General features: G+C 70.0%; 24 protein-coding genes and 1 tRNA gene. 11 read left to right on the top strand and 14 right to left on the bottom strand.

The annotated features are described in order from the left end of the window. Nucleotides 1-104 precede the first annotated feature (104 nt). Entirely contained in the window at nt 105-992 is an 888-nt protein-coding gene (locus ABTZ59_RS34990; RefSeq protein WP_351424278.1) for a LysR family transcriptional regulator, read from the top strand. 96 nt (nt 993-1088) lie between these two features. On the opposite strand, the gene ABTZ59_RS34995 is transcribed toward ABTZ59_RS34990, so the two are convergent. The 3 genes from ABTZ59_RS34995 to ABTZ59_RS35005 form a co-directional block, all read right to left on the bottom strand. Next, nucleotides 1089-1601 (bottom strand): mycothiol transferase, encoded by a 513-nt coding sequence (locus tag ABTZ59_RS34995; protein ID WP_351424283.1) that lies wholly within the window; start codon nt 1599-1601, stop codon nt 1089-1091. 207 nt (nt 1602-1808) lie between these two features. Beyond that, nucleotides 1809-2711 (bottom strand): transketolase family protein, encoded by a 903-nt coding sequence (locus ABTZ59_RS35000; RefSeq protein ID WP_351424286.1) that lies wholly within the window; start codon nt 2709-2711, stop codon nt 1809-1811. A 91-nt stretch (nt 2712-2802) separates the two neighbouring features. Then, complete coding sequence (locus tag ABTZ59_RS35005) at nt 2803-3504, bottom strand: thiamine pyrophosphate-binding protein (protein ID WP_351424289.1); 702 nt, start codon at nt 3502-3504, stop codon at nt 2803-2805. A gap of 150 nt (nt 3505-3654) precedes the next feature. Here ABTZ59_RS35005 and ABTZ59_RS35010 point away from each other — a divergent pair. Then, nucleotides 3655-3731 (top strand) — tRNA-Pro (locus ABTZ59_RS35010). 456 nt (nt 3732-4187) lie between these two features. Here the strand turns inward: ABTZ59_RS35010 and ABTZ59_RS35015 are convergent. Next, complete coding sequence (locus tag ABTZ59_RS35015) at nt 4188-4976, bottom strand: alpha/beta fold hydrolase (RefSeq protein WP_351424293.1); 789 nt, start codon at nt 4974-4976, stop codon at nt 4188-4190. Nucleotides 4977-5114: 138 nt separating this feature from the next. Between ABTZ59_RS35015 and ABTZ59_RS35020 the strand changes: the two genes are divergently transcribed. After that, nucleotides 5115-6275 carry a PP2C family protein-serine/threonine phosphatase gene (locus ABTZ59_RS35020; protein WP_351424300.1) on the top strand — a complete coding sequence of 387 codons (1161 nt, stop codon included), beginning with the start codon at nt 5115-5117 and terminating at the stop codon, nt 6273-6275. A gap of 87 nt (nt 6276-6362) precedes the next feature. On the opposite strand, the gene ABTZ59_RS35025 is transcribed toward ABTZ59_RS35020, so the two are convergent. From ABTZ59_RS35025 to ABTZ59_RS35045, 5 genes are all read right to left on the bottom strand, one after another. After that, nucleotides 6363-7778 (bottom strand): hypothetical protein, encoded by a 1416-nt coding sequence (locus ABTZ59_RS35025; protein WP_351424304.1) that lies wholly within the window; start codon nt 7776-7778, stop codon nt 6363-6365. A gap of 105 nt (nt 7779-7883) precedes the next feature. Further along, nucleotides 7884-8987, bottom strand: a complete 1104-nt coding sequence (locus ABTZ59_RS35030) for a glycoside hydrolase family 43 protein (RefSeq protein ID WP_351424306.1) — start codon at nt 8985-8987, stop codon at nt 7884-7886. A gap of 148 nt (nt 8988-9135) precedes the next feature. Continuing rightward, on the bottom strand, nt 9136-9705 hold the full coding sequence (locus tag ABTZ59_RS35035; protein WP_351424308.1) for an HPP family protein: 570 nt from the start codon (nt 9703-9705) through the stop codon (nt 9136-9138). Nucleotides 9706-10022: 317 nt separating this feature from the next. Further along, nucleotides 10023-11849, bottom strand: coding sequence for a serine/threonine protein kinase (locus tag ABTZ59_RS35040; protein WP_351424313.1), 1827 nt, complete (start codon nt 11847-11849; stop codon nt 10023-10025). A 160-nt stretch (nt 11850-12009) separates the two neighbouring features. Beyond that, entirely contained in the window at nt 12010-12918 is a 909-nt protein-coding gene (locus ABTZ59_RS35045) for an endonuclease/exonuclease/phosphatase family protein (RefSeq protein ID WP_503003855.1), read from the bottom strand. 342 nt (nt 12919-13260) lie between these two features. Here ABTZ59_RS35045 and ABTZ59_RS35050 point away from each other — a divergent pair, with 342 nt between their 5' ends. Next, a complete protein-coding gene (locus ABTZ59_RS35050; RefSeq protein ID WP_351424319.1) occupies nt 13261-14310 on the top strand; it encodes an LLM class flavin-dependent oxidoreductase in 1050 nt (349 codons plus the stop codon). Nucleotides 14311-14506: 196 nt separating this feature from the next. On the opposite strand, the gene ABTZ59_RS35055 is transcribed toward ABTZ59_RS35050, so the two are convergent. Continuing rightward, nucleotides 14507-15562, bottom strand: coding sequence for an LLM class flavin-dependent oxidoreductase (locus ABTZ59_RS35055; RefSeq protein WP_351424374.1), 1056 nt, complete (start codon nt 15560-15562; stop codon nt 14507-14509). 154 nt (nt 15563-15716) lie between these two features. Here ABTZ59_RS35055 and ABTZ59_RS35060 point away from each other — a divergent pair, with 154 nt between their 5' ends. Beyond that, on the top strand, nt 15717-15881 hold the full coding sequence (locus tag ABTZ59_RS35060) for a hypothetical protein (RefSeq protein WP_351424321.1): 165 nt from the start codon (nt 15717-15719) through the stop codon (nt 15879-15881). 177 nt (nt 15882-16058) lie between these two features. On the opposite strand, the gene ABTZ59_RS35065 is transcribed toward ABTZ59_RS35060, so the two are convergent. Both ABTZ59_RS35065 and ABTZ59_RS35070 read right to left on the bottom strand, forming a co-directional pair. Continuing rightward, nucleotides 16059-16811: an SDR family NAD(P)-dependent oxidoreductase gene (locus ABTZ59_RS35065; RefSeq protein WP_351424327.1), complete on the bottom strand. Its 753-nt coding sequence runs from the start codon at nt 16809-16811 to the stop codon at nt 16059-16061. A 98-nt stretch (nt 16812-16909) separates the two neighbouring features. Continuing rightward, entirely contained in the window at nt 16910-17341 is a 432-nt protein-coding gene (locus ABTZ59_RS35070) for an Rrf2 family transcriptional regulator (RefSeq protein ID WP_351424332.1), read from the bottom strand. 443 nt (nt 17342-17784) lie between these two features. Between ABTZ59_RS35070 and ABTZ59_RS35075 the strand changes: the two genes are divergently transcribed. Together ABTZ59_RS35075 and ABTZ59_RS35080 are read left to right on the top strand one after the other, a co-directional pair. Beyond that, entirely contained in the window at nt 17785-19266 is a 1482-nt protein-coding gene (locus ABTZ59_RS35075; protein WP_351424337.1) for a short-chain fatty acid transporter, read from the top strand. 290 nt (nt 19267-19556) lie between these two features. Further along, nucleotides 19557-21596, top strand: coding sequence for an ATP-binding protein (locus tag ABTZ59_RS35080; RefSeq protein WP_351424378.1), 2040 nt, complete (start codon nt 19557-19559; stop codon nt 21594-21596). 67 nt (nt 21597-21663) lie between these two features. Here the strand turns inward: ABTZ59_RS35080 and ABTZ59_RS35085 are convergent, their stop codons facing one another. Then, nucleotides 21664-22173, bottom strand: a complete 510-nt coding sequence (locus ABTZ59_RS35085; protein ID WP_351424341.1) for a Dps family protein — start codon at nt 22171-22173, stop codon at nt 21664-21666. Between the two features lie 111 nt (nt 22174-22284). Beyond that, nucleotides 22285-22887 carry a hypothetical protein gene (locus tag ABTZ59_RS35090; protein WP_351424344.1) on the bottom strand — a complete coding sequence of 201 codons (603 nt, stop codon included), beginning with the start codon at nt 22885-22887 and terminating at the stop codon, nt 22285-22287. A 276-nt stretch (nt 22888-23163) separates the two neighbouring features. Between ABTZ59_RS35090 and ABTZ59_RS35095 the strand changes: the two genes are divergently transcribed. From ABTZ59_RS35095 to ABTZ59_RS35110, 4 genes are all read left to right on the top strand, one after another. Then, entirely contained in the window at nt 23164-23694 is a 531-nt protein-coding gene (locus ABTZ59_RS35095; RefSeq protein WP_351424349.1) for a hypothetical protein, read from the top strand. Nucleotides 23695-23869: 175 nt separating this feature from the next. Continuing rightward, nucleotides 23870-24715: a DUF4097 family beta strand repeat-containing protein gene (locus ABTZ59_RS35100; RefSeq protein WP_351424352.1), complete on the top strand. Its 846-nt coding sequence runs from the start codon at nt 23870-23872 to the stop codon at nt 24713-24715. A 75-nt stretch (nt 24716-24790) separates the two neighbouring features. Beyond that, nucleotides 24791-25825, top strand: coding sequence for an ATP-binding cassette domain-containing protein (locus ABTZ59_RS35105; RefSeq protein ID WP_351424357.1), 1035 nt, complete (start codon nt 24791-24793; stop codon nt 25823-25825). Then, a complete protein-coding gene (locus ABTZ59_RS35110) occupies nt 25822-26616 on the top strand; it encodes an ABC transporter permease (RefSeq protein ID WP_351424366.1) in 795 nt (264 codons plus the stop codon). The genes ABTZ59_RS35105 and ABTZ59_RS35110 overlap by 4 nt, the downstream gene beginning before the upstream one ends. Nucleotides 26617-26805: the final 189 nt, after the last annotated feature.

A 26805-nucleotide genomic window follows, 5' to 3' on the forward strand; every position in this document is an offset into this window, starting at 1 on the left:
AGTACGTCCAGTACATGGGCGATCCTCCGCCTTGCGATGCACGGCACCAGACGCCGCGGGCTTATCCGCGAAGATCGACCGGACAGGACCTAGGCTCGTATGCCGTGGAACTCCGACATCTCGAATACTTCGTCGCCGTCGCGGAAGAGCGCCACTTCACCCGCGCCGCCCAGCGGCTGATGGTCTCGCAGTCGGGACTGTCGGCCTCCGTCCGTGCTCTGGAACGTGAGCTGGGCGCCCGGCTCTTCGTGCGCTCCACCCGCAGGGTCGAGCTGACCGGCGCCGGCCGGGCCCTGCTCGTGGAGGCGTCGCGCGCGCTGGCGAGCGTACGGGCGGGCCGTGAGGCGGTCGCGGCGGTGCAGGGGCTGCTGCGCGGCACCCTGTCCGTCGGCACCGAACAGTGCGTCACGGGCGTACACGTCCCCGGCCTGCTCGCCCGCTTCCGGTCGGAGCACCCCGAGGTCGAGGTACGGCTGCGGCAGGCGGGCTCCGCCTCGCTCGTGCAGGACGTCGCGGACGGACGGCTCGACCTGGCCTTCGTCGCCGTGTCCGGGGCCGTGCCCGAGGGGGTACGACTGGTGCCGCTGGCCAGCGAGCCGATGGTGCTGCTCTGCCACCCCGGGCATCCGCTGGCCGGGGCACAGAAGGCCGAATGGGCCGAGCTGGGCGACGAGGTCTTTGTCGACTTCCACGAGGACTGGGGCGCCCGCGGCCTCACCGACCGGGCCTTCGCCGCCGCCCGTATCGAGCGGCGGGTCGCCCTGGAGGTCAATGACGTGCACAGTCTGATCGAGCTGGTCGGGCACGGTCTGGGCATCGCGGTGGTGCCTCGCCCCATCGCGCGCAAGGAGCAGGCCGCGGCGCTGAGGACCATACCGCTGGCCGGTGCGGAGAATCATCTCTGGGAAGTCTCGGCAGCCGTTCCCGAGAACCAGCGCACCGGCCCGGCCGCCCGGGAGGTGCTGTCGTATCTGACCCACGCCGAGTCGTGAACCGCCGGGACCCGGCATCTCCCGACCGTGAACCGCCGGGACCCGAACATCTCCCGACCTGGACGCGTCGTCCTGGACAGGAGACGCCCGCACGGCTCAGGGCCGCTCCAGCCACCCCCGGATGAACGCGGCCTGCCCGACATGCTGAAGATCGTCGGAGATGACGCTGATCAGCCGTACGCCCAGAGTGACGGCCGGGGTCCACGCGTCGTCGACGACCCGGCCGAGGTCCGCGTCCTTGAGCGTGCCGAGGAACTTCACCGTCCGCTCGTGCACGGCGTCGTGATACGCGACGAGCAGTTCCCCGGAGATCCCGCCGAGCGAGGCCACGTCCTTGGCGGAGTGACCGTATCCGGTGGAGCGGCGCGAGAAGGGCAGCTCGAACCTCTCCGACCATTCCTGCGCGATCCACACCTCCTCCGTACCGGCCGCGTCGGCGATGTGATCGTCCTGGATCCGGGTGAGATGCCAGATCAGCCAGGCGATCGAATTCGCCCCGTCGTCCAGCCGTACGGCCAGCTCATCCGGGGAGAGGCCGTCCACCGCCTGATGGACCTCCTCGCGGATACGGCCGAAAGCGTCGATGAGCAGATCCCCGCTCGCGGTCATGGCACGCTCCACTTCTGTACGTCGTCTTCTGTACGTCGTCCGCTCCCGTACGTCTTTCGCTCCGTACGTCTTCCGCGGGGCCTTCGACACCGGTGTTTCGGCATCGAGGGCCCCGGTCCCCTCCAGACTCCCTCGTGCGGCCCGACGACGCGCTCCGGGCACCCGCCCCAGGGAGGGCCGCTGGGGAACGCCTCACCTACGAACCCCTCATGTACGCGTCAGGAACCCCGAGATCCGCTCCCGCAGGGACGTGGCGTCGAGACCCTGCCCCGCCAGATGCTCCTCCAGTTGTCCGTAACGGCGCAGCTCGCGCCGGGCCACACCGAGCCCGAGCACCCGGTGCGGGGTCTCGGACAGCGCGTCGTTGGCCGCGGCCGTGGAGGTGCCGGCGAGATACGGCTCGACGAGCACGACATCCGCCACGTCCCCGCCCCCGACGGCCCGGCGCAGCGCCGCCCCGTCGAAGGGCCGCACGGTCGTCGCGTACAGCACCGTCGTATCCAGCCCCTCCGTAGCCGCCAGTACGTTGTCCAGCATGGGCCCGACGGCGACCACCACACCGGCGCGCCCCTCGCGCACGGTGCTGAATCCGCCGCCGGTCACCGGCCGTGCCCGCGCGTTGCTCTGCAGGGACAGCCGGATGTAGTCCCGGCCGTCCCCGGCGGCGGCGCGTCGCAGCAGGGCCTCGGCCTCGTCGGGATGGCCGGGTACGTGCACCGCCCAGCCGTCGAGCGTGTCCATCAGCGCGACATCACCGGGCGCCATATGGGTGAAGCCACCCGCGGGCCAGTCGTACGAGGCCCCCGCGCTGACCAGTACGCCGCCCACGTCCTGATGCCCGAAGTCGAGCTTGACCTGCTCGAAGGGCCGCTCGACCAGGAAGCTGGCGAAGGTGTGCACGATCGGCCGCAGCCCGGCGAGCGCCAGTCCGCCGCCCACCCCGACCAGCAGCTGTTCACGGATCCCGACATTGATCACACGGTCCGGATGGCGCCGCTGCGCGGCGTCGAAGCCATCCCGGCTGATCTCGGCGAGGACGACGGCGAGCCGTGGGTCGTCGTCCAGCAGCCGGGAGGTGGTGGAAATGAAGCGGTCGCGCATGGTGTCCATGGAAAACCCCTCTTGATGGGTGCGTCGGCGGGTGCCGGAGGCCGGTGCCCGCGGGTGCTTTCGGTGCTCGTACGTGGCGCGGCGGAGGCGGTCAGGAATGGGGCTCCACACGGGCCACGACCGCCAGGGGCCGGCCCGGGTGCGGCGCGGTGAAGGCCGCGTACAGCGCTTCGTGGTCCCGGCCGTCGACGGTCTCGGCCGACCAGCCGGCCGCCTCGAACCGCGACGCGATGCCGCCCGGCCAGCCGTAGGTCGCGGACGCGTTGTCGATCACCAGCGTGTGGAGCTGGTCGAGTCCCGCCGGACCCGCGTACGCGAGCGCCTCGTGATTGCTGCCCTCGTCCAGCTCGGCGTCGCCGATCAGCACCCATACACGCGGATCGGTGAGCCCCCGCGCACGGAGCCCGAGCACACTGCCCACGGCGAGCGGCAGCCCGTGCCCGAGCGAACCGCTGGCGATCTCCACGCCCGGGATCAGCGTCCGGTCGGGGTGATGCCCGAGCGGCGAGTCGTACGAGCCGAAGCCGGGCAGCGTCTCCTCGGCGAGGAAGCCCTTGGCGGCGAGGACCGCGTAGTACGCCATCGGCCCGTGCCCCTTCGAGAGCAGGAACCGGTCCCGCTCCGGCGCGTCGACGGTCCCGGGCGACACGCGCAGGACCCGGTCGTACAGCACCCACAGGGCGTCCAGCGTGGAGGTCGCGGCCGGTCCGTGCTTCTCGTCCCCTGTCATCAGGGCCAGCAGCCGGTCCAGATCCTCGTATCCCGCTACGGAGGTCATCTCTGTCGTCGTCATACGATCCACGGTGCAACTTCAACCACACTTGAGGTCAAGCCCGATCTGCCCGGAAAGCGACGCCCGGAAAGCGATTCGTGACCACAGGTCCGAGTGCGGTATTGTTCTCATGCGCGTTCGGTCCGGGGAAACCCCAGGTCAGACGGGCGCCGGGACGTGGCGCAGCTTGGTAGCGCACTTGACTGGGGGTCAAGGGGTCGCAGGTTCAAATCCTGTCGTCCCGACCAGCGTTTACGCAGGTCGCAGGCGGTATCGGAGAGATCCGGTACCGCCTTTTCCGTTGTTCTGGGGACCGCTTGGGGACCAACCGGTCCAGCGCCTGCGTCCAGGGGCGGGCCAACTAGGTCCTGTCCGGTCGATCTTCGCAGGCCCGCGACGCCTGGCACCGCACCTCGCCGCGTTGTCGGAGTCGCCCAAGTACGTCCAGTACATGGGCGATCCTCCGCCTTGCGATGCACGGCACCAGACGCCGCGGGCTTATCCACGAAGATCGACCGGACAGGACCTAGCTCCGCTACGAGGGCGATCCTCCGCCTTGCGATGCTCCCCGTAGCCTCAAGGGCACGGGGTAACCACGCGCCAGACTGTCGCGGGCTGATCCGCGAAGATCGACCGGACAGGACCTGGCGGCGGAGGCGCGGCACGGTTACCGAGCGGCTCCCGGCCGCACGCTGTCCCCCTCCTCATCGCTGCCGCACTGTCGTGAGGAAGTCCAGGACGAGCGGGCTCGCCACGGCGCGGTACTCCTCGAAATAGGCGTGCCTCGCTCCGGGGATCATGCGCAGTCGGGCGCCGGGAATACGGTCCGCGAGCAGGGGGCCGTTGGCGGCGGGGTTGAGCAGGTCGTCGCTGCCGTGCAGCACCAGAGTGGGTGCTCCAATGTCCGGCAGGAGCTGCCACGCGTCGTGCTGGTTGCTGGCGGTCAGATGGCGACGCTGGGCGTGGGCGGGCATCCCCGGGTCGCCGAGCGTCTGGTACGGGCCGGGGTTCTCCGCCAGCCAGGCCGGGGTGTACATCAGCTCCAGCAGGGCCCGCCGCGCCGCACCCGGTTGTGTCCGCACCAGCGACCGGCGCACCTCGTTGGTGCGTTCAACGGCGTGCGGCCCGCCGGGCGACGTGCACCCGAGCACCAAGGCGCGTACCCGTTCCGGATGGCGGGCCGCGAGCTGCTGGGCCACCCGACCGCCCATGGACGTCCCGTAGACATCGGCCCGATCGACACCGAGGTCGTCGAGCACCGAGATCACATCCAGGGCGAACAGCTCGGTGCTGTAGGGCGTATCGGGCTTGTCGCTCTGTCCGGTACCGCGGTAGTCGATGGTGATCGTGCCGCGGTCGCCGTGGAAATCGTCGCGCACCCCGTCCCACCAGTGGTGGTTGTTCGACTGGCCCGCCAGCAGAACCAGCGGCGCCCCCTCGCCCTGTACCTGGTAGGCGATACCGACGCCGTCGGGCGTCGTCGTGTGCGGCATCCGGTTCGTCACTCCTCATGGTCGGGTTTCGGCGCGTCGTGGCACCGGGGCTTCCGGCGGACTCCGGTCGGCCGGTAGCCACCCCCGGCCATGCTCGGGCGGGAGGCGGCGCGGGCTGTCGCGACGTAGTTTGGGGTCATGAGCACGACTGGGTCAGCCACGTCGTCGAGCCTCTGGCACCGGCCTTACGTGAAGCTCGCGATAGCGCTCCTGTGCCTGGCCGTGCTGCTCAGCATTGAACTGCTGACCAATACGGACATCCGAATCGGCGGGCTGATGGTGGCGGTGCCCGCACTCTCGGCGACCTTCCTGCCCCCGGGGCAGGTCCTCTTCGTCGTGCTCCTGACGCTGCCCAGTGTGTACCTGGCGGCAATAAACAACCACACCCTGGACACCAAGCCCTTTCCCGTCTCGTTCGCCACCGTGGTGCTGATCAGCATCGCGTCCGTCGTGACGGCCACGGTGCGCCAACGACGCGAACGAGAGCTCGCCCAGTCGCGCTGGGCCGCCGCGGTCATGCAGGACCTGCTGCTGCGACCGCTTCCCTGCCGGCTCGGCCCCCTGTCGATCTCCTCCGTGTACATCGCGGCGCAGGAGGAGGCCAATATCGGCGGCGATGTGTACGCGGCCGCCGTCACGGCACGCTCTGTCCGCCTCATGGTCGGTGACGTGGAGGGAAAGGGGCTTGGCGCGGTCGAAGCGGCCGGTTATCTGCTGAGTGCCTTCCGGCAGGCGGCCAGGAACGGCACCACGCTGGCGGAGCTGCCCGACGTCCTCGACCGCAGGCTGCGCGACGAGTTCGTCGACGCGCAGGCCACTTCCGGCGACGCCTTGGATGGCGACGCCTTGGACGGCGACGCCTTGGATTCCGTCTCCCGCCGCCGGGTGATGGAGGGGTTCGTCACCGCGGTGATCGTGGAGTTCAGGGAGGGGGAGGACGTGGTCCGGATCGCCAACAGGGGCCACCCGCCGCCGCTGCTCATCCGCCAGGGCGACGTTCTCCCACTCGATCCCATTGAATTCGCACCGCCGCTGGGGCTCGGCGATCTCCGCGCCGACGAGCATCACGTGGACACCTACGAGCTGGCCGTCGGGGACCGGCTGCTGCTCTACACCGACGGTGTCATCGAGGCACGCGACGCCGCCGGGCACTTCTACCCGTTGGCGGACCGGGTGGCCCGGTGGACCGACCGTGACTCCGCCGAGATGATCGACGCCATTCGGTCCGACCTGCTGCGTCACGTCGGTGCGCGGCCCACCGACGACGTGGCGATGGTCGCCGTACAGCGCATGGTCTGACCATCGGCTCGCACCCCGTCAGGGCGCGCCGACGCCCGTCCGCCGTACCCGCTGCCCACGCCGATCACCGACCTGCCCGGCTCGGTGTCATGTCCAGCGCAGTCGGTTGCCGGTCGTATTGCGGGCCAGGAACAGCGTGAGATACGTCTGCCCCGCCATGGCGCCGATGCGGTGCTCCCGCCCGTAGTAGGTGTTCTCCCCGGCGGCGCCGTAGGTTCGGCCATCGGCGAAGCGGGACATGAGGGAGAGCTGCGCGTTGTTGTGCAGCCGCTCCCACTCGGCGGCGGACGGGGAGATGCCGCGGTCCTGCCCGGTGAGGGAGACCAACAGGTCGAAGCTGCCGAAGTAGAAGGGGAAGTGCGTACCCCAGTCGTTGCCCTCGGGGTAGTAGATCTCCGCCGAGTCCACGCGGTAGATCGGGCTGGTGCCTCCGCCGGGCAGCGGGAAAGGCTTGTCCACCAGGGCGGCGTACGTCCGCTTGATGTTGTGCAGCGCGGCCCGCGGCGCGGCCCGGTTCGCCAGGCCGAAGACGAATCCCTGGTAGAGGCTCTGGTCGAAGGCCACCATGTACAGCGGGTGCAGCCGTGCGTGGTTCTCCAGTGTTCCGTCGTCGGCGATGTTCGTCCCCCGCAACCAGGAGGACAACCGGATGCCGTTGATGCGTGTGCTGCTGGTGAGGTCGGCCGGTCTGGCCGCCGCGGCCAGCAGGAGCTCGATGTTGCGACGCCTCCAGCGGGCGGTGTGGGGGTGGCCCGGCATCATCGCGGCGGCCAGGGAGAGCGCGGCGGCGCTCCAGTTGTCCTCTTCCGCCTTGCTGTCCCCGGGGGTGACGACGGTGCCGTCACGGCGGGTCATATACAGCTGATCACCACTGGTGCCGATGAGGTGGACGCTGTCGCCGGTGGTGAGCCGGTCCGCTTCCCACACCAGCATGGCGACGAGATGATCGTGTGTGGTGGTGTCCAACCGGTCCCAGAAGAGCCAGCCCGCCAGGGCCGTGTAGTACGCCCACAGGGCGGTCTGCCATCCGCCGCCCCAACGGTTCCCGGTGTTCGCGTTGTTGGCCAGGTGCCGGGCGGCGAGGGTTCGGATCAGATTGCGGGTGCGGATGGTGGCGTTCGCCGCCGACAGCGTCTGGGGGTCGTATGTGTCCGTGACCAGGGCCGTCGTGGCGGCGACGGCGGCCATGGCGGGCAGCCGGAGGGCCCGCTCGTCCGTTCCCTTGAGGTCGATGTAGCCGTCGGGGAGGTAGTGCGTGTAGGTGGCCGCGTACCAGGGCCCGATCAGGTAACGGGCACTCCCGGCGAGGACGGCTGTCACGCGGGTTCCGGCGGCGTCCGCCCCTGAGTACGAGCCCAGGTTCGGCCAGTCGATGGGGACGACGCTGTCACCGTTCGCCGCGAGGGCGGTGCCTGTCGTACCGGCCCCGAGTACCCCGGTCAGTCCGATCGCGCTGGTCGCTCCGAGGAAGCGACGTCGGGAGAGTGCGGGCAGGTCGAACATGGGCGGACTCCTCCTCGCGAGGGGCATCGGACAGCACAAGGCGTGGCCGGCGGCGGCCCACCGGCGGTTCGTGGGAGGCGGTCGCGGCACGCCAGGGGACGGTTCTCATTCGAAGAACTTGAGGCTGTAGCCGACGGTGGTGGTGGCACCGGGGACGTTGGCCCGGCGGTACGTGGTGTCGCCCCACCAGACGGCCGTGCCGGAGTACCAGTAGCGGTTGGACCATGAGTACGGTGTGCCCTTGGCGACCGCGTGGAACATGGTCGGGAACCGGTTGCCGGACGGCGGGCCGGCGGCGACGTCGCCGCGCGGCAGGACGAACGTGTGGTGGCCGGGGCCGTCGACATTCAGCGTGGGGTCCCAGCCCGGCATCATGGTCGGGGCGTGCGAGCCGAACAGACAGCCGTTGCTCTTGTACCAGTCCCACACATACGTGGGGTCGCCGCCGGCCCGCAGCCGCAGGTCGGCGATGCAGTACTGGCTGCTCCAACTGCCGTTCGCGGAGTACACGATGTGCAACTGCCCGCTGGGGTCGACAATCGGCTGGGGTGCCTCGTTGATGAAGGGGTTGCCCACGACCCGTTCCCACGGCTCGCGCGGCTGCGATATGACGTAACGGCCGCCAGTGGTCGTGGTGGGACCGCTCATCCGGGCCAGGTACAGGCTCTGCTCGACGTTGGTGTCGCCGGACCAGCCGGACCAGACGAACCAGCGCTGGCCGCCGAAGGTGAACGGCACCCCGTCGATGGCCCATTTGTCATCGGGCAACGCGACTTTGGTGGCGGCGGAATAGCCGGTGTCCGGGGCGGCCGAGCTGATGTGGTACATCCGGTGGGCGGCACCGTCGCCGGCGGCGAAGTAGATGCGGTATTGACCGTCGTGGTGCACGATCTCCGGGGCCCAGACCTCGCCGAGGTTGCCGGTGTCCCGCCACACCTGGTGCTTGGGCGCGGTGGCGACGCCTTCCATGGTGGCCGCCGACCGCACCGCTATGCCACCGTCCACGGACTTGGCGGAGACATAGAGGTCGCCGACCTTGATCACGCTCGGGTCGGCGCCGCCGACGAGGGGGCGGCCGAGCGTGGACGGCCGGTCGTCCGTCACCGTGGTGACGGCCGCGGCGGGTCCGGCGGTGGTCATGTGCCCGAGGACGAGCGCGCCGACGAGCCCGAGGGGAACGATGCCGGCGAGCCAACGCGTAGGGGGCATCGGATCCTCCTCGTCATGTCCACGGCAGATAGCGCTTTCAGCTAACCATCATGAGGTGAGTGGCCGTCAAGAGGGCGAACGGTCCGGTCGGCGGCATCGCCGCCCGGTGGAACGCGGGGGCACCGCTGGTGCGGGACCGGACGGCGCGTCACCACCAGGTCGTGGGATAGACCTCCCGCTGGAGACGGGAGGAGATCAGCTGCACCAGGACGAGCAGCGCCGCCCCTGTGGCCAGCAGCGCCGTGAAGAGGGTGGCGCGCGGTTCGGTGAGCATGATCATGACGACGGTCGCCATGGCCGGGGGGTGCGCCACCTTGAAGAGGAGGCCGAGGCCGCATGCGGCGCCGCAGGCCACGGCCGCGGCCCAGGGGCCGTGCCAGCCGAGGGCCAGGACGGTGAAACAGACGAGGCAGGACAGCAGGTGTCCGCCGAGGACGTGGCGGGGCTGCGCGAGCGGCGAGCCGGGGGTCACTGTGATGATCGCCGTCGTGGCCGCGAGGGGCGGTATCAGCACCGTCTGGTCGGTGATCATCCCGACGGCCACCAGGACGGTCAGCGCGACTGTCGTGGTGAGCGACGCCGAGACGACGGTACGCCGGGGCGCCCTTGACTCGCCGACCTTCCACCACCGGGACCATAGGGACCACCGGGCACGGGGGTTCTTCGCGGGGCGGGTGTCGTCCTCGACGTCCCGTATCCCGGACCGGTCGAGCGTCATGAATACGACGCCCCCGCCCCGCCGCGAGGCCGACATCCGCCCGGAGCCGGGCGACGGGCGGGCATGGTCGGCGCACCGCTGAGCGGGACGTATGTCTTCAGGGCAGGCGAAATCAGCACAGGACTCCTCGGGGGCGCGCCCCCGCCTTCGGCCCACGGCGGCTCGTCGTCCGTCAGGTCGGGGAACGCTCCGACATCCTGCCTTCCTGGATCACCGGCCGTCCAAGAGCGCTTCTCGATCGGTTGATCGACGCCAACGATCAAAGGCCCGGGCCGCGGCTCTCGACGCTGCCGCCGAAGGCACCGCCTCGTCGCGGCTCAGGCGTGGAAGCCGTTGCAGACGATGGACGTGTACTTCGTGGGTCCGCCTTCGACGTGGTACAGCACCACCGTCCAGTCGCCCGGGTCGTCTCCGACCGGGATCGCGTCGACGGTCCGATCGCCGAAGTGGGCCCGGAAGTCCTTGGGGTAGCTGAGCTTGATGGTTCCGCCCGACGACCACTGGGAGTAGAGGTCGATGGGCTTGCTGGTGAAGCCGATGCCCTTGCTCACCGAGCGGAGGGGGCGCCCGGTGGCGCGGTCCGTTTCGTGCGGCGGCCGTATCCCGACGGACACGTAGTACGGTGCGGGTCGCTTTCCCTCCCCGGCGGTCTTGGGGCGCAGCTCCACCGAGGCGGTGTCCGAGCCGGTGGTGTGTGACACGGAGGACCGCAGGTCTCCCGGGGGAAAGGAGTCGGTGAGACTCGCCAGATCGCAGGAGCCGATGCCCATGGCGGCCTGTTCCGGATCGTCCGACAGGGTCCAACGGTCCTGCGAGACACGGTCGTTCACGATGTGGTCCGGCGGGCGCCCCGCCGGGCTCGTGGTGGCCGGCGGCCCGGACGCGACGACATCGGTCCCGGGCGCCGCTTCGGGGCCCTCGTCGTCTTCTTTCGGGAACAGCCAGATCGCGACCGGCACCAGGAGCGCCACCACCACGCAGGCGGCGAGCCAACCCCCACGGCGTCCGCGCCGGGCGGGAGCCGGCTGGTGACCCGGCTCGTCGTACGGGGTGGTGTCGGAGTACGCCCAGAACCCGCTGCCCGCCGGCCGCGCCGGATCGTGAGGCACCGCTCCGCGGTCCGATGCGGCCACGACGGGGGCGACAGGTGTGGCAGGGGCGATAGGTGTGGCAGGGGCGACAGGGGCGACAGGGGCGACAGGGGTGACCGTGTCCGCTGTCCGCTTGGACGGCGCGTGCGCACCGGGCGAGTCCGCCGGGCCTTTCACGTGCGCGGACCCGGGTACGGGGTCGGTGTCGCGGGCCACCGAACGGTAATGGGCGTCGTCGGCCAGCGCCGAGTCCACCGCGCATCCGGCGATCACGGCGGCCAGTTCGGGCCGCTCCGCCGGGTCCTTGGCGACGCACCGCCGGATCAGCGCCGCCAGGTCGTCTCGTACGCCCCTCAGGTCGATGTCCTCGTGCACGGTCCGGTAGCTCACCGTCATGGCATCGCCCGTACCGTACGGGGGCCGGCCGGTCGCCGTGTAGGCGATCGTCGCGCCCAGCGCGAAGATGTCCGCGGCCGGGGTGACGTCGTTACGCAGAAGGACCTCGGGCGCGGTGTATCCGGGGGTCCCGGGAGCGGTTCCGTCCCGGGTGAGAATCGTCTGCTCAAGGCCCCTGGCGATACCGAAGTCGATCAGTTGCGGCCCTTGGGGCGCGAGGATGACATTCTGCGGTTTCAGGTCCCGGTGGGTGACTCCGTGGGCATGGACGTCGGCCAGCCCCTCGGCGAGCGCCGCGAGCAGCCGCAGCGCGCTCTCCGGCGGGAACGGACCGTTCGCTCCCACGGCGTCGCGCAGCGTGGGTCCCGGTACGTACTCGGTGGCCAGCCAGTACGGGGACGTATCGAGTGACGCCTCGATCAACTGGGCGGTGTAGGCGCTCCGTACGGTTTCCACGGTCGCGGCCTCCCGCCGGAACCGGGCCAGCGCCTCGGGGTGATCGCTGATCTCGTCACGGATCACCTTTACGGCCACCAGCCGTCCGCCGGGCGAACGGCCGAGGTACACCTGTCCCATGCCGCCCGCACCGAGCCGGGCGATGATCCGCCATGCGCCTATTCGCTCGGGATCCTGAAGTCGCAGCTCATCCACCGGCATGACTTTGCCACACCCCGGCATCCGGCGGACCGCGAAGAACGCACAAATGCCCAGAGGTCCGTGAGTGTTCCCGTGCGGGTCGAATGAGCGGGGAGTCCTCGTCGTACCCGCCGCCCATCAGGGAGGCGGCGAGTCCGTGTGCGGTGCCGGCCCGGCTCCTTCAGTCCAGTGTGATCCGGGCGGCGACCGGCAGGTGGTCACTGCCGGTGGCGGGCAGGGTGCGGATATGGCCGACGGTCCCCGAGCGGACCATGACCTGGTCGATCCGGGCCAGCGGGAAGGCGGCGGGGAAGCTGAAGGCGAAGCCACGTTCCGCCACATTCATCCTTGAGGTCAACGGGGCCAACCCCCGGTCGTCGACGGTGCTGTTGAGGTCGCCCAGCAGGATCACCGCCGTCAACTCCTCGGCGGCGACGGCCTCCCCCAGCAGGCCGGCGCTCTCGTCGCGCCAGGCGGACGCGAGACCGGTCGCCCGGAAGCGGACCGAGGGCAGGTGCGCGACGTACGCCGCGATCTCGCCGTGCGGCGTGCGGACCACGGTCCGCAGCCCGCGACTCCAGTCCTCCGTGATTCCCCGGGGTTTGATGTCCAACTGCCGCGTTTCGGTGAGGGGATGCTTCGACCAGAGTCCGACGGTGCCCCGGACCGCGTGGTACGGATAGTCCGGGGCGAGGGTCTTCTCGTAGACCGTCAGGGCGGGGGGTATCAATTCCTCCAGCGCGATGAGATCGGGCTCGGCGTCGGCCAGAGCGCGCGCCGTACCGGCCGGATCGGTGTTCTCGTCGCTGACGTTGTGCTGCACCACGACCAGGTCGCGCGCGCCGGATTCCGCAGCGGGCAGCAGCAGCCCGCCGAAGAGGTACGTCCAGGCGGCCACCGGCAGCAGCAGGGCCACCAGCGCGAGGGCGGAGCGGCGCACCAGCGCCAGGCCGAGCAGCCCCACACATACCAGTCCGAGCCAGGGCAGGAACGCCTCCAGGGAACTGCCCAGACGGCCGACGGAGTTGGGTACGGCCCGATGGAACACCAGCAGCCCGGCCGTCAGCACCGCCAGCGCGGCGAGCACCATCCCGCGCGCCCGGACCGACCGTCGCCTCGCGTTCTTCGGCCCGTCCTTCGGCGCCCGCGCACCCGCGGCCCGCCACCACGCCCATCTCACCGTCGACGCCCCACCGCTGTCCGTTCGCACCCGCACCACCATCAACTCCCGTTCACTTGCCCTCGTACCCCCTGACGCGCCACCGGAGGAATCGGTTTCCGGCTCCACCCCCAGCTCCACGGCACGAACGACCTCGATCCCCATGATTGGCCTGACAAGTTCTGGACAGGTGGGGTTCGCCTCCACACTCTCGGGAGAGGTAACCAGCCCGGCGGTCCATACCGCCCATGGCCACTTCGGAAGGTGGCGCCGGTGAAATTCAGCTATGCGATGCTCCCCGACTATCCGCTCCAGGAGTCACTTGCCTCGATCAAGCTCGCCGATGAACTCGGCTTTCACGCCTGCTATGCCGCCGACGAGGCCTGGCACAAGGACCTGTGGCTGCTCTTCGCCGCGGCGGCGGGCCAGACCAGCCGGATCCGTCTGGGCCCGAGCGTGTCCCCGGTCACGATCCGGGAACCCACTCTGATCGCCCAGGCCCTGGCCACACTCGACGAGTTGTCCGGCGGCCGGGCGGAAGGCGTACTGTCCAGCGGGAACTTCGGGCTGCTGGCTCAGTACGGCACCGACTGGGCCCGCACCCGTCCGCTGTCCCGCGTCAAGGAAGCGCTGCATGTGGTGCGCACGCTGCTGGACGAGGGAGCCATCTCGTACGACGGCGAGTTCTTCACCTACCGCGGGCTGTTCACCTTCGCCCGCCCCGTCCAGGAGCGTGTGCCGCTCAAGCTCGGGGCGATGCGCGGGCCCAGGTCCTTCGAGGCGGCCGGAGAGTTGTCCGACGGCTGCCACCACGCGCTGAGCTACACGCGCGAGGCGTATGACTACGCGGTGCGGCACATCCGGGCAGGAGCCGAGCGCGCGGGCAAGGACTGGCGGTCCCTGGACATTGGCGCCTGGGTCGTCTTCGCCACCGGACCCGACTCCGCGACCGCCAAGGACGCGGCCCGCAGCATGGTCGGCATCTATGCCTCCTCGATGCCCGAGGAACAGCTCCGCCGCAATGGGGTCGACCCGGGCGAACTGAAGCCCGTCATCGACGCCATCGCGGCGGGTGACCTCGCCCGTGGCATCGAGTTGACGACACCCGAGATCGCCGAACGGCTCTCCATCGCGGGTACCCCCGAGGAGTGTCTGGAGAAGATCCAGCGGGAGATCGCGCCCAGCGGTGTCAATCACATGATCTGCGCCATCACCGACCGCAGCCTCGTCAGCGCCTTCACCGGCCGTGACCTCGTGGGAGCGGCAGATGTGAACACCCAACTCCGTCTGATCCACGACAAGATCATGCCTGCCTTCGCCTGATTCAGGGCTTCGCCTGACCGGTGCCGTCCCTGACCGAGGCCGTCCGGCTCCGGGCGGCGCGGGTGGCACCGTCAGGCGTCGCGGGCTCGCGAAGACCGTCCGGACACAACCTGGCGGAGCGCCGTAGGTGTCGTTCTCGGACAACTCCGTACGCGCCCTGCCGGCCGGATATGCCCGGCATGAACGGAATGGACGTTCACTGCCCGGCGTGAGCCGGGGCGGGCTTTCGTTGCGCGGGGGAGAGGGGGCGCGGGCCGGTCAGCCCCAGCAGTCGCGCCAGCCGGGTGTACGAGTCGAGCAGCGCCTCACGGTCGTAGGTGCTCGTCATGACCAGGAATTCGTCGGCCCCGCTGCGCGCCAGCAGCTTCCGGAGACCGGCCGCCACCTCGTCCGCCGTACCGTACAGATGCCCGCGCCGCGCTTCCTCGAAGAGTGTGCGCTCGCGTTCCGTCATGGCGGTGGCGAGAATCGTCTCGACCGAGGCCAGCGGCGGGAACTCCCCGTGGGTGCGGGAGTACGCCGTCGACCAGGCCTCCGGGAGCAGCAGCGCGCGGGCCTCCCGCGTGGTCCGTGCCACCGCGACCGTGCCGGACAGGACGACATACGGCCGCTCGCCCCAGGCGGAGGGGCGGAAGTCATCGCGGTACGCCTCGATGGCCCGGAGCATCGAGTCCTCGCCCCGTACGGCGGCGATGACCAGCGGCAGCCCGGCCTCCGCCGCGACCCGTGCGCCCTGGCCGGTGGCCAGGACGAAGGCCGGGACGCTCAGCCCTTCGGCGGGATGGGCGTGGACCTGGGGGTGCGCGTTCTGGGTGCCGGTGAAATATCCGAGGAGTTCGGCGAGCTGCCCGGGGAAGTCGGCCGCGTCCTCCTTGTCCCGGCCGAGTGCCTTGCGTATCCCGTCGGTGAACCCCACCGACCGTCCGAGCCCCATGTCGATACGGCCCGGGAAGAGGGATTCCAGCACCCCGAACTGCTCGGCGACGACGAGCGGTTGGTGGTTCGGCAGCATGACACCGCCGGTCCCGACACGGATGGTCGACGTGGCGGCGGCCACGGCCGCCGCGAGCACGGTCGGAGCCGAGCCGGCGACGCCCGGCACGCTGTGGTGCTCGGACACCCAGAAGCGGTGATAGCCAAGGGCCTCGATCCGCCGGGCGAACGTGACGCTGTCGCGCAGCGCCTGGGGACCGTCCGACCCCTCCCGGATACGGGAGCGGTCCAGGACGGAGAAGGGAACAGTCGCCGCGATACTCACACCATCTCCAACAACCGTGCCGTACGAGGATTCCCCGCGGCCGAGATTCGCCTTTCGGTGCACCTGTTGGCCGGTATCGTACGAAACCTCGCCCCCGGCGCGGGCCGGCGGTTATGTTTGCGGCCATGTTCCATGTTTGGGGGTCGCCATGAGAGCGTTCTGGACCGTTCTGGCCATCCTCTTCGCAGCCCTCGCCGTCGGAAGCCTCGCCGTACTGAACGAGGGAGCCGACCGGTCGATCGCGCTCAGTGACATCGCCGTCGCGGCGGTGCTCGGCACGCTGGCCTGGCTCAGCTGGGGCGCCCGGCGGTGAGGGGTCCGCGCCGGCGACTCGAACCGCCGTAGGAGGGCCGTAGGGCTGTCATCGAGCGCCCTACGGCCCCTGCCATCCGTCGCGGTCGGCGGCCAGGTCCCCGAGGCCGCCGTCGGTCCCGCGCCTCCTGGGAGAGCCGCCCGCACGTGTCGTCTGTCCGTCCGGGGACGGGAACGGTCAGATCTGGGCGAGGCCGCCGTCGACGAAGAGTTCGGCGCCCGTGGTGAAGGAGCTCTGGTCCGAGGCGAGGAAGACGGCCATGGCGGCGACCTCGTCCGGGCTGCCCATCCGGCCCAGCGGGACCTGGGCCGTGAAGCTGTCCCTGAACTTCTGCCTGGCCTGTGGGCTGTCGCCCGCCAGGCCGTCGATACCGGGGGTCTCGATCGGCCCCGGAGAGATGGCGTTGACCCGGATCCCGCGGTCGGCGAGCTCCGCGGCCCAGGTGCGGGCGAGGTTGCGGATGGCGGCCTTGGTGGCGCTGTACACGCTCATCGCCTCGATGCCGAGCGAGGCGTTGGTGGAGGAGAGCACGAGCACGGACGCGCCGTTGGGCAGGAGCGGCAGGGCCTTCTGAACGGTGAAGATCAGCCCCTTGACGTTGATGTCGAAGGTGGTGGTGTACTGCTCCTCGGTGATCTTCCCGAGCCGTGCCAGTTCGCCGCCGCCCGCGTTGGCCGCCACGATGTCCAGCCGCCCGCTGCGGGTTTCGATCGTCTCGAAGAGCGTGTCGAGATCATGGAGATCCGACACATCGCTCTGTACGCCGACGGCCCGCTCCCCGATGGCCTCCACGGCGGCGTCCAGGTCGGGCTTGCGCCGTCCGGTCAGATATACGGTGGCGCCTTCTGCGGCGAACCGGCGTGCGATGGCGAACCCGATGCCCTTCGAGCCGCCGGTCACGAGGGCCACCTTGTTTTCCAGCTGTCCCATGACATCCATCCTTGAGGTAATGAGTTTTGTTACATTAAAGAGTGCGCTTAACGACATGCCCGCGCAGCGGTGGTACGACGCGCCGAAAAGCACCTTTCCTAGCGGACGGTCAGCACGTTCTGGAGGACATCGGCCAGTGTGGTGCGGGCCAGCTCGCCGCGTAGGACGGCATCGATTCCGTCGTACACGCTTTTCATCGTCGGCCGGATCCCGAAACCCACCGGACAGTCCAGGTTCGGTTCGGCGCGGTGCATGGCGAACAGGGGGCTGGGCTCCACGGCGTCGTAGACGTCCAGCAGTGTGATGGCTTCGACTTCACGCGCCAGCGTCCAGCCCGCGCCCGCGCCGCGCCGGGATTCGACGATCCCGGCCTCGCGCAGCTCTCCGAGCAGACGCCGGATGACCACGGGATTGGTGTTCACGCTTCCCGCGATCTGCTCCGAGGTGGCGATCTCGTGCCCCCGGCGCCGGTAGAGCTCCATCCAGGTCAGGGCATGGGCCGCCACCGTCAGTCTGCTGTTCGCGCTCACTCGTTCGTCACCTCCCGGCGCCTCCCGGCGCCTCCCGCACCGCTGAGCCCCGGCACCGTTAGTCGCAACGTTAAAGGTTACGACTGGCCTCGTCAACCGCCGGACCTCGTCAACCGCCGGACCTCGTCAACCGCTCACCTGGTCAGCGGGCCGATCCCCGGACGGTCGGCGAGGGCTGCCGCGCGGAGAACCGTGACCAACACGTCGTCGTGCGGACGAACACCCTGATGTGCGTTCCTTCTTCGGAAGTCGATTCACCAGTCGATTCAGCAGTCGATCACCACATGATGTGGCCGCACGCTGTGTGGATCACCTCTATTGTCTTGCGGCCACGCGCGGCCGAAGATCCTCGGCACCGCACCCCGGACCCTCGGACTCCGGGTCTCACGGTCACCCGGGCCCCGGACCGCGGGCAGCCAGGACGCTCGACAGGAGGACACCCGATGACCACAGCGCCCCCGCGGGAGCCGGCCCCACCGACCCCGGCCGGCAGGGAGCCCTGGCCGGCGCGGATGGCGCTGCGCTTCACCGCGTTCTCCGAGAGATGGCTGCCGGACGCGCTGGGCTTCGTACTCGTGGGCACCTTCGCGGTCTTCGCGCTCGGCCTCGTGACCGGTGAGGACCTGGTCGGCGCCCCCTCGGATCCGGCGGCGACGACCGGCTACGGGCTGGTGGACGCGTGGGGGCAGGGCTTCTGGTCCCTGATCACGTTCACCCTCCAGATGGCGATGATCATTATCGCCGGGTACGCGGTCGCGGTCTCGCCACCGGTCGGGCGGCTGATCGGCCGGCTCGCGCGGGTGCCGCGTACGCCTCGCGGAGCGATCGCGTACACCGCGGCCGTCGCGATGGTGACGTCCTATCTCAACTGGGCCTTCAGCCTGATCTTCACGGCGATCCTCGCCAAGGAGATAGCGCGCAGGGTCGTGGGCGTCGACTACCGGGCGCTGGGCGCGATGGCCTTCCTCGGACTCGGCACCGTATGGGCCCAGGGGCTGTCCGGGTCCGCCGCGCTCCAGGTGGCGAGCGAGGCGTCGAGCCCGCCCGCCGTACAGAAGGTCATCGCGGAGGGGCGCGGAAGCGGTCTCATCCCGCTCACGGAGACCATCTTCCTCTGGCAGGGCATGGCGGCCACAGCGATCGTCTTCGTCGTCGCCGTCGGTATGGCCTGGTTCCTGTCGCCGTCGCCGGAGCGCGCGAAGACCGCCGAACAGATGGGTGTCGAGCTGGGGCCCAGTGTGGCGAACGAGCGCGCGGAACTGCGCCGAGGCAGGCCGGGGGAGTGGATCGAGTACAGCCCCGTCTTCGCGATCCTGCTGTTCGCGCTCGGAGTGTGGTACCTGGCGCGGCACTTCGCCCGCGCGGAGGGCAGCGCCCTCAACGCCCTGGATCTGAACACCGTCAACCTCATTCTCATCCTGCTGGCGCTCATCCTGCACTGGCGTCCGGTACGGCTGGCCCAGGCCGTCAAGGAGGGGACGCCGGCGGCTTCCGGCGTACTGCTCCAATTCCCGCTGTACGGCGGGATCTTCGGGATGATCGCCTTCACCGGGCTGAGCAAGACCATCGCCGGCTGGCTGGTGTCGGTGTCGAACGAGTTCTTCTACCCGGCCTTCATCGCCATCTACAGCTGTGTGCTCGGCGTCTTCGTCCCCAGCGGCGGCAGCAAGTGGGTCATCGAGGCGCCCTACGTCCTGGACGCGGCCAATCAACTCCAGGTGAACCAGGGCTGGGTGGTCGTGGTGTACGACCTCGGCGAGGCGAGCGCCAATCTCCTCCAGCCGTTCTGGATGCTGCCCACGCTGACGATCCTCGGGCTCAAGGCGCGCGACATCATGGGCTACACCTTCGCGATGTTCCTGGTGTGCTTCCCGGTCGTGCTGATCGTCGTCACTCTCTTCGCCCGCACGCTCCCCTTCCCCTGAGCGCCGGGCCCCGTCGGGACCCGGCAGGTGCGGCCGGGGCGGCAGGTCGTGAACCCCGCGCACATGGTCGTGAGGAGTGTCGTCGGTGAAGAACTGACGGGGCTCGCCGGCGCTGACGCCGACCGTGCCGCTGCCCGCGTCGACTCGGTGCTCGATGGATCACCGGAATTGCCCATTCGTGCCAGAACGCGTGGCTGGTTGACTGTTCTGGGCCCACTCCCGGCCGATTCTGGCCGTTTACGACCAGGGGTGTAGGCCACGCACCGCAACAGGGTCAGGATATAGCCGTGGTGGGCAACCTTCCCGTCGTGACGACCAGCTTCGTCGGCCGGAACAGCGAGCTGGGCTCGATCGAACGGGCATTCGCGGAGCACCAGTTGGTCACGCTCACGGGCAGTGGAGGCGTGGGCAAGAGCCGGCTGGCGCTGCGTGCCGCCGAGGCGGCGGGTGGCCGGTTCCCGGATGGTGTGTGGTGGGCGGATCTGTCGCCGTTGTACGACGAGAAGCTGTTGCTGGGGACGGTGTGTGATGCCGTCGGGCTCTCGGATCATTCGCTGCGTTCGCCGGTGGAGGCGTTGTGCGAGTGGCTGGCGGGGCGGCGGTTGCTGCTGGTGCTCGACTGCTGTGAGCGGATGGTGGCGGCGGTCGGGCATCTGGTCGGTGAGCTGCTGACGGCCGCACCCGGCCTGACCGTACTCGCCACCAGCCGTCAGCCGCTCGGTGCGCGGGGCGAGCACTGCCTCGACGTTCCCCCGCTGCCCCTGGAGGGCGATGACGACGCGCTACGGCTCTTCCGTGACCGGGCCGCCCGTACCGCGCCCCAGGTGTCCCTGGACGACCCGGGCACGGCCGCCGCGGCCGTGCGGATCTGTCATCGTCTCGAAGGTGTTCCGCTGGCGGTCGAACTGGCCTGTGCCCGGCTGGCGGATCATTCGGTGGAGCGTGTCGCGGATCTGCTGACCAGCCGGCTGGAGGTGCTGACCGACGAGACGGTCTGGCCCCGTCGTCATCGCGCGCTGCGTACCGCGATCGGGTGGAGCCATGAGTTGTGTGCCCCTCTCGAACGTCTGCTGTGGGCCAGGCTCTCCGTTTTCCGTGGTGACATCGGGGCGGCCGACGCGCGGGCGGTGTGCGCCGGAGGTCCGCTCGGTGCCGACGCGGTCACCGCCGCCCTGGCGGGACTCGTCGCCAAATCCGTGCTGCGCCAGGACGAGGGCGGGGACGGCCGTTACCGCATGCTCGACACGCTGCGCGAATACGGCGCCATGTGGCTCGGCGAACTCGGCGAGGAGAAGCTTCTCGCCGACCGGCACGCCGCGCACTTCGCCGAACTCGCGCGCCGCGCCCACGCCGGCTGGCTCGGCCCGGACCAGGTCGCCTGGTACCGGCGCGTCGCCGACACCCACGCCGACCTGTGCGCGGCCATCGACCATCTCCTCGAACACGACCCGGCACAGGGCGTGGAGATGGCGGGCCGCACCGGGCTCTTCTGGAGCTGCTGCGGCCACCTCCACCAGGCCCGCAGCTGTCTGGAACGCGCGCTGCGCCTCCACCCCGCCGGAGGACAGCACCGTACCCGCGCCCTCTGGGCCCTCGGCATCACCCTCGCGCTCCAGGGCGACCACGAGGCCGCCCGCCGGGTCGGTGAGGAGTGCAGTGTCTCCGCCTGGCACGACAACGAGCCGGAATCCCTGCTCTCCGCCGCCCACCTCGTCGGCTTCAACTGCCTGATGATGGGCCGCCCCCTGGCCGCGCACACCGTCTGCGACCGCGCGCTGCGCAATCTGCCGGGCGATCCGCGCGACGCCCCGTCACAGTTGCGCTGCCGGGTGATAAGGCTGTTCGCGCTCACGGCGCTCGGCCGACTCGATGACGCGCGCGAGGAGGCCGCCGGGCTGCAACGGCTCAGCCTGCGTTACGGCGAGCGGTGGGCGCGTGCCTACGCCGACCACCAACTCGCCTTCATACACCTCCTACAGGGCCGCCCGCGCGATGCCGAGGGCCATGCGCGGGCGATGCTCGCGGGCAAGTACGAGCTGCACGACAGTCTCGGGATCGCTCTCGGTCTCGATCTGCTCGCCGGAGCGATCGCGGTCCAGGGTGACGGTGTGGAGGCGGCCCGCACGTACGGCACGGGACACGCGTACTGGCGCATGATCGGCCATCCCCATCGCGGTTCCCCCGAACTCGGCGCGCTCCGTGAGGAGTGGGAGCGGCGGGCACGGGAAGCCGCGGGCGACCCCGCCTACGAGAAGGCGTACGACCGGGGTCTGGCCGACGACGCCAGGAGCGGGCTCGTCCGCGCGCTGCAAGGCCATCTGCCGTCGTAGAGCCCCGCCGCGGACCGGGACGGGGGACCCGAAGGGCGATCACCACGTCACAGGGGCCGGGGCGCCCTCACACCTTCCGGTTCTCGGAACGGACCATCCACGCGTGCTTTTCGAGGGTGTCGATGATCGAGTGGAGGATGTCGGCGGTGGACGGGTCCGCCTTGTCCACGCCGTCATGAAGGCGCCGCATGGTCGCTGTCGTCGCGTAGAGGCGCGTCGTGATGAGATCCACCACGGCCGCCACGCTCAGCTCGCCCTCCGGGAACTTGGGCAGGGTCGTGGTGGCCACGACGGTGTCGGAGCGCCCGTCCGGAACGGTGTGGAGCGCCCTCATGCGCTCGGCGATCTCGTCGCCACTCTCTCGGGCGTCGTCCACGATGTTGTCCAGCTGGAGGTGCAGGTCCCGGAAGTTGTGACCCACCAGGTTCCAGTGGGCCTGCTTGCCCTGTAGGTGCAGTTCGATGAGGTCGACAAGAATCGCCTGGAGGGCCTCCGACAACTGCCGGGACGCCGTGAAGCCCACGGCCGCGTCGTGCTCGGAGAGACGAGCAGAGGGTGAAACAGTGCGCGACGTCATGTTTCCGCTCCTTCAGAGAAACGCGTTCCCCGGGGCACTGAGCACAGAGAAGGCGTGCCGTCATGTCATCCCCAGTCTCGTCGCAGACTTCCGACCTCGCAGCTTGGACCTTCAGGGCTGGAGCGTGGTGGCCCAGGCCGCGGTGACGGCCTCGTAGGCGGTCTGTCCCGTCTCGTCCAGCGTCCGCGTCGTCCCGTCGGCCATGACGACCGCCAGCGTCCGTGCCGCGAAGGTGTCCAGCTCCAATACCGCCACCACGCGTTCGAGCTGGGAGATCAGACTGCGCGGTGAGCGCGGCGGATCGCCCCACTCGGCACCCGCCTGTCCGACGAGGTCCAGGAGCCCTTCGGTGCCGGGCTCGCCGTCGAGGGCGCGGTGCAGTCGGGTGAGGACCTCCCACAGCGCGTCCAGGTCACCCGAGTCCACCGCGAGCGCGTGCACGGTCGGCTGTGGCGTTCCTGCGGGGGAGAGCAGTGGTTCGAGACCGCTCCCGGCGCGCGCCGGGAGCCTGGAGACGACGCGGTCGCACGCGGTCGCGGCCTCGGCGTAGGGGGCCCCGGGGAGTTCCCAGGGGTCGTCGTCCAGAGCGGCGGCCGCCGCCAGGTGATCGAGCAGCCGGTCCCCGACGGTCCGCAGATCGCGCAGCCAGCCCTTGTCGTCGGGCAGCACACACCACCGTCGGCCCGGCCTCAGTGATTTCGCGCTCTCGTTCATGCGTCCAGCGTTCCAGCACCGGTCCACCGCCCGCAGGCACTTGCCCGCGCCTGGCGGAGAACGTGCGGACGGGACCTAGTGGCGCCGCGTGGCACCACTAGGCGCCACGTGGCGCCATCGGCGGTGCCAGAGCGGCTGGAAGCCCCTGTGGTGCCGTACTGATGCACTGTGATGCCAGTGCGTTTTAGCAGGTCAGCGTCTCCTTCTTGGCCTGGTTTCATGCTCGCTTCCCTCATGGGGTTGCGGATGGCGCCATGGTGGTGCCACTATGGCGTTATGGACCTCACGCCGTATGTCGACAACCTTCGCCGCGAACTCGCGGTGGCCGCGGAAGCCGGCGGTCAGGAAGCCCGCGAGCTGGCCGACCGGCTGACCGCTCCCCTGGAGTCGGCGACCCGTCTGACGATGCTCAATGTGCTCTCCGCCGCGATGGACGAGATCACCCGCGAACTCGCCCCGGGCTCGGTCGATGTACGGCTGCGCGGGCTCGACCCCGACTTCGTGGTGACGCGGCCGGCGGGCGACGAGGCGTACGAGGACAGGAGCGGGCCCGCCGAGCCGCTCAGGGCGCCCGCCCCGGCACCCGCCGACGGCGACGACGGCGGCACCGCTCGCGTCAACCTGCGGCTGCCCGCTCATCTCAAGGCGCGCGCCGAGGAGGCCGCGAGCCGCGAGGGCCTGTCGGTCAACGCGTGGCTGGTACGAGCGGTATCGGCCGCGGTCGAAGGCGGCGCCCCGGCACGCACGGCGGAGAAGACCCGCGCCACCCGCACCGTCGGACAGAGCGTCACGGGCTGGGTCCGCTAGCCGCGCCGCGCCCCGCCCCGCCCGCACCGTTTCATTCGCGTCACTTCACCCACGTCACTTCAGCCACGTCACTTCATCCGCGTCACTTCATCCGCGTCACTTCATCCGCGTCACTTCATCCACACCACGCCCCACCAGCAGGGACGCCACGAAGACCCAAGAGGACGGGACAGCCATGCCTACTTTCGACACCCCCGCGACGATCTCGGCCACCGCCCATGTGGAAGCCGGGTCCATCAGGTTCATCGCCGCCGACCGGCTCGACACCATCGTCGTGGTGGAGCCCCGCGACCCCAGGAAGGACCCGGACCTACGGGCGGCGGAGCAGACCGAAGTGCGGTACACCAACGGCCTGTTGACCATCAGAACGCCGAAGCAGCGCTATCTCGTCGGGCGCACGGGCGTTGTCGACATCACGGTCGAACTGCCCACGGGCTCGCAGGTGGAGTTGACCTGCGCCTGGGCCCAGGTGCACAGCGAGGGCCGGCTCGGCGAGGTCCGGGTGAAGACCTCGTCGGGCGACGTCCGCCTCGACACCACCGGCCCGCTGCACCTGACCGCGGCCCACGGCAGCATCACCGTGGACCGCGTCGAGGGGTCCGCCGAGATCACCACCAGCTCCGGCAGTCTCCGCGTCGGCGCCGTCGACGGCCCGGCCGTCCTGAAGAACTCCCACGGCGCCACAACCGTCGTCGACGCCTTGGGTGATCTGCGCGTGAGCGGCGCCAACGGCGACATCCTCATCGAGCACGCGGAGGGCTCGGTCGCCGCCACCACCGCGCACGGCACCCTGCGCGTCAGCGATGTCGCCCGCGGGGCGGTCCAGTTGGAGACCTCCCACGGCTCCATCGAGATCGGCATCCGCGAGGGCACGGCGGCCTGGCTCGACGCCAGCTCGGGCACCGGGCAGGTGCACAACGCGCTCACCGCGTCCGAGGCCCCGGACAAGTCCGAGGACACCGTCGAGATCAAGGCCCGTACCCGCCACGGCAACATCGACATCCGCCGCGCCCGGGCCTGACCCGCCCCAACCCCCGCATCTCCTTACGGCCAAGTCCACTTCACCACTCACCACGCCTTCGAATGGGAGGGCCCCATGCCTTCTTCTGTCATGCCCACGCCCAGGCAGGGCGGCGGTCACCCGTCGCCGGCCGCCGTCTCCGCCGTCCAACTGCGCAAGTCGTACGGCGACAAGACCGTCCTCGACGGCATCGATCTGCGCATTCCGGCCGGGTCCGTGTTCGCGCTGCTCGGGCCGAACGGCGCCGGCAAGACCACCACCGTGCAGATCCTGTCCACGCTCATCTCCGCCGACGGCGGGCAGGCCCAGGTCGCGGGCCACGACATCGCCACATCACCGGACGGGGTGCGCGCCGCGATCGGCGTCACCGGGCAGTTCTCCGCCGTCGACGGGCTGATCACCGGCGAGGAGAACATGCTCCTCATGGCCGATCTGCACCACCTGTCCAAGCGTGACGGGCGGCGGGTCGCCGCCGAGCTGCTGGAGCGCTTCGACCTCACCGACGCCGCGAAGAGGCCCGCCTCCACCTACTCCGGCGGCATGAGGCGCCGTCTCGACATCGCCATGACCCTTGTCGGCGATCCGCGCATCATCTTCCTCGACGAACCCACCACCGGCCTCGACCCGCGCGCCCGCCACAATATGTGGGGCATCATCCGCGAGCTCGTCACGGGCGGCGTCACCGTCTTCCTCACCACCCAGTACCTGGACGAAGCCGACGAACTCGCCGACCGCATAGCCGTGCTCAACGACGGCAAGATCGCGGCCCAGGGCACCGCCGACGAGCTGAAACGGCTCATCCCCGGCGGACACGTCCGGCTGCGGTTCGCCGACCCGGCCGCCTACCAGTCCGCCGCCCTCGCGCTGCGTGAGGGTACTCGGGACGACGAGGCACTGTCGCTGCGGATTCCGAGCGACGGCAGCCAGCGCGAGCTGCGCTCCCTCCTCGACTGGCTGGACGCCGCCGGTGTCGAGGCGGACGAACTGACCATGCACACCCCCGACCTTGATGACGTGTTCTTCGCCCTGACCGGCTCCGGCATGCCCGGCCGGAACAGCCAGACCAAGCAGCCCAGCCAGCCCAACCAGCCCAAGGAGAACGTCCGATGAGTTCCCTCTCCCTCGCCGTGCGCGACTCCTCCACGATGCTGCGGCGGAATCTGCTGCACGCGCGGCGCTATCCGTCCATGACACTGAACCTGCTGCTCACCCCGATCATGCTGCTGCTGCTCTTCGTCTACCTCTTCGGCGACGTGATGAGCGCGGGCATCGGCGGCGGCGGCGCGGACCCCTCCGAGTACATCGCCTATATCGTCCCGGGCCTGCTGCTGATGACCATCGGCAGCACCACGATCGGCACCGCGGTCTCCGTCTCCAACGACATGACCGAGGGCATCATCGCCCGCTTCCGCACGATGGCGATCCACCGAGGCTCTCTGCTCATCGGGCATGTCGTCGGCAGCGTGCTCCAGTCGATCGCCAGCGTGGTCCTCGTCGGCGCCGTCGGCGTGGCCATCGGATTCCGCTCCACCGATGCCACCGTCCTTGAGTGGCTCGCGGCGTTCGGACTGCTCGTCCTCTTCGCCACGGCGCTCACCTGGATCGCGGTCGGCATGGGTCTGATCAGCCCGAACGCCGAGGCCGCCAGCAACAACGCGATGCCGTTGATCTTCCTGCCGCTCATCTCCAGCGCCTTCGTCCCGATCGACGCGATGCCGGGCTGGTTCCAGCCGATCGCCGAGTACCAGCCGTTCACCCCGGCCATCGAGACCCTGCGCGGGCTGCTGCTCGGCACCGAGATCGGCGACAACGGCTGGCTGGCCGTCGGCTGGTGCCTGGGGCTGGCCGTGCTCGGCTATGTCTGGTCCAAGTCGGTGTTCAACCGCGACACCACGCGCTGAGCGCCAGAGCGCGCGAGGGCGGGGTGCTCACTCTCACCGACAGGGAGTGAGCACCCCGCCCTCGTGTGTCCGTACGACCGTGTTCGCCCGACACACCTAGATGAGTAAGTCCGAAGTTTTCGGGTGCATGAAGCGAGGGTCTCGTTAGTCCGTTTGTGACGACAGACCTCGAAACCCTCGCGATTGCAC

It is taken from the genome of Streptomyces sp. NPDC094034 (assembly GCF_040303865.1).
Classification (GTDB): domain Bacteria; phylum Actinomycetota; class Actinomycetes; order Streptomycetales; family Streptomycetaceae; genus Streptomyces.

Coding starts and splice junctions, on each gene's coding strand:
- ABTZ59_RS34995 (WP_351424283.1), bottom strand. CDS start 1,601: ATGACCGCGAGCGGGGATCTGCTCATCGACGCTTTCGGCCGTATCCGC.
- ABTZ59_RS35000 (WP_351424286.1), bottom strand. CDS start 2,711: ATGGACACCATGCGCGACCGCTTCATTTCCACCACCTCCCGGCTGCTG.
- ABTZ59_RS35005 (WP_351424289.1), bottom strand. CDS start 3,504: ATGACGACGACAGAGATGACCTCCGTAGCGGGATACGAGGATCTGGAC.
- ABTZ59_RS35015 (WP_351424293.1), bottom strand. CDS start 4,976: ATGCCGCACACGACGACGCCCGACGGCGTCGGTATCGCCTACCAGGTA.
- ABTZ59_RS35020 (WP_351424300.1), top strand. CDS start 5,115: ATGAGCACGACTGGGTCAGCCACGTCGTCGAGCCTCTGGCACCGGCCT.
- ABTZ59_RS35025 (WP_351424304.1), bottom strand. CDS start 7,778: ATGTTCGACCTGCCCGCACTCTCCCGACGTCGCTTCCTCGGAGCGACC.
- ABTZ59_RS35030 (WP_351424306.1), bottom strand. CDS start 8,987: ATGCCCCCTACGCGTTGGCTCGCCGGCATCGTTCCCCTCGGGCTCGTC.
- ABTZ59_RS35035 (WP_351424308.1), bottom strand. CDS start 9,705: ATGACGCTCGACCGGTCCGGGATACGGGACGTCGAGGACGACACCCGC.
- ABTZ59_RS35040 (WP_351424313.1), bottom strand. CDS start 11,849: ATGCCGGTGGATGAGCTGCGACTTCAGGATCCCGAGCGAATAGGCGCA.
- ABTZ59_RS35045 (WP_503003855.1), bottom strand. CDS start 12,918: ATGGTGCTCGCCGCGCTGGCGGTGCTGACGGCCGGGCTGCTGGTGTTC.
- ABTZ59_RS35060 (WP_351424321.1), top strand. CDS start 15,717: ATGAGAGCGTTCTGGACCGTTCTGGCCATCCTCTTCGCAGCCCTCGCC.
- ABTZ59_RS35065 (WP_351424327.1), bottom strand. CDS start 16,811: ATGGGACAGCTGGAAAACAAGGTGGCCCTCGTGACCGGCGGCTCGAAG.
- ABTZ59_RS35075 (WP_351424337.1), top strand. CDS start 17,785: ATGACCACAGCGCCCCCGCGGGAGCCGGCCCCACCGACCCCGGCCGGC.
- ABTZ59_RS35085 (WP_351424341.1), bottom strand. CDS start 22,173: ATGACGTCGCGCACTGTTTCACCCTCTGCTCGTCTCTCCGAGCACGAC.
- ABTZ59_RS35090 (WP_351424344.1), bottom strand. CDS start 22,887: ATGAACGAGAGCGCGAAATCACTGAGGCCGGGCCGACGGTGGTGTGTG.
- ABTZ59_RS35095 (WP_351424349.1), top strand. CDS start 23,164: ATGGACCTCACGCCGTATGTCGACAACCTTCGCCGCGAACTCGCGGTG.
- ABTZ59_RS35100 (WP_351424352.1), top strand. CDS start 23,870: ATGCCTACTTTCGACACCCCCGCGACGATCTCGGCCACCGCCCATGTG.
- ABTZ59_RS35105 (WP_351424357.1), top strand. CDS start 24,791: ATGCCTTCTTCTGTCATGCCCACGCCCAGGCAGGGCGGCGGTCACCCG.
- ABTZ59_RS35110 (WP_351424366.1), top strand. CDS start 25,822: ATGAGTTCCCTCTCCCTCGCCGTGCGCGACTCCTCCACGATGCTGCGG.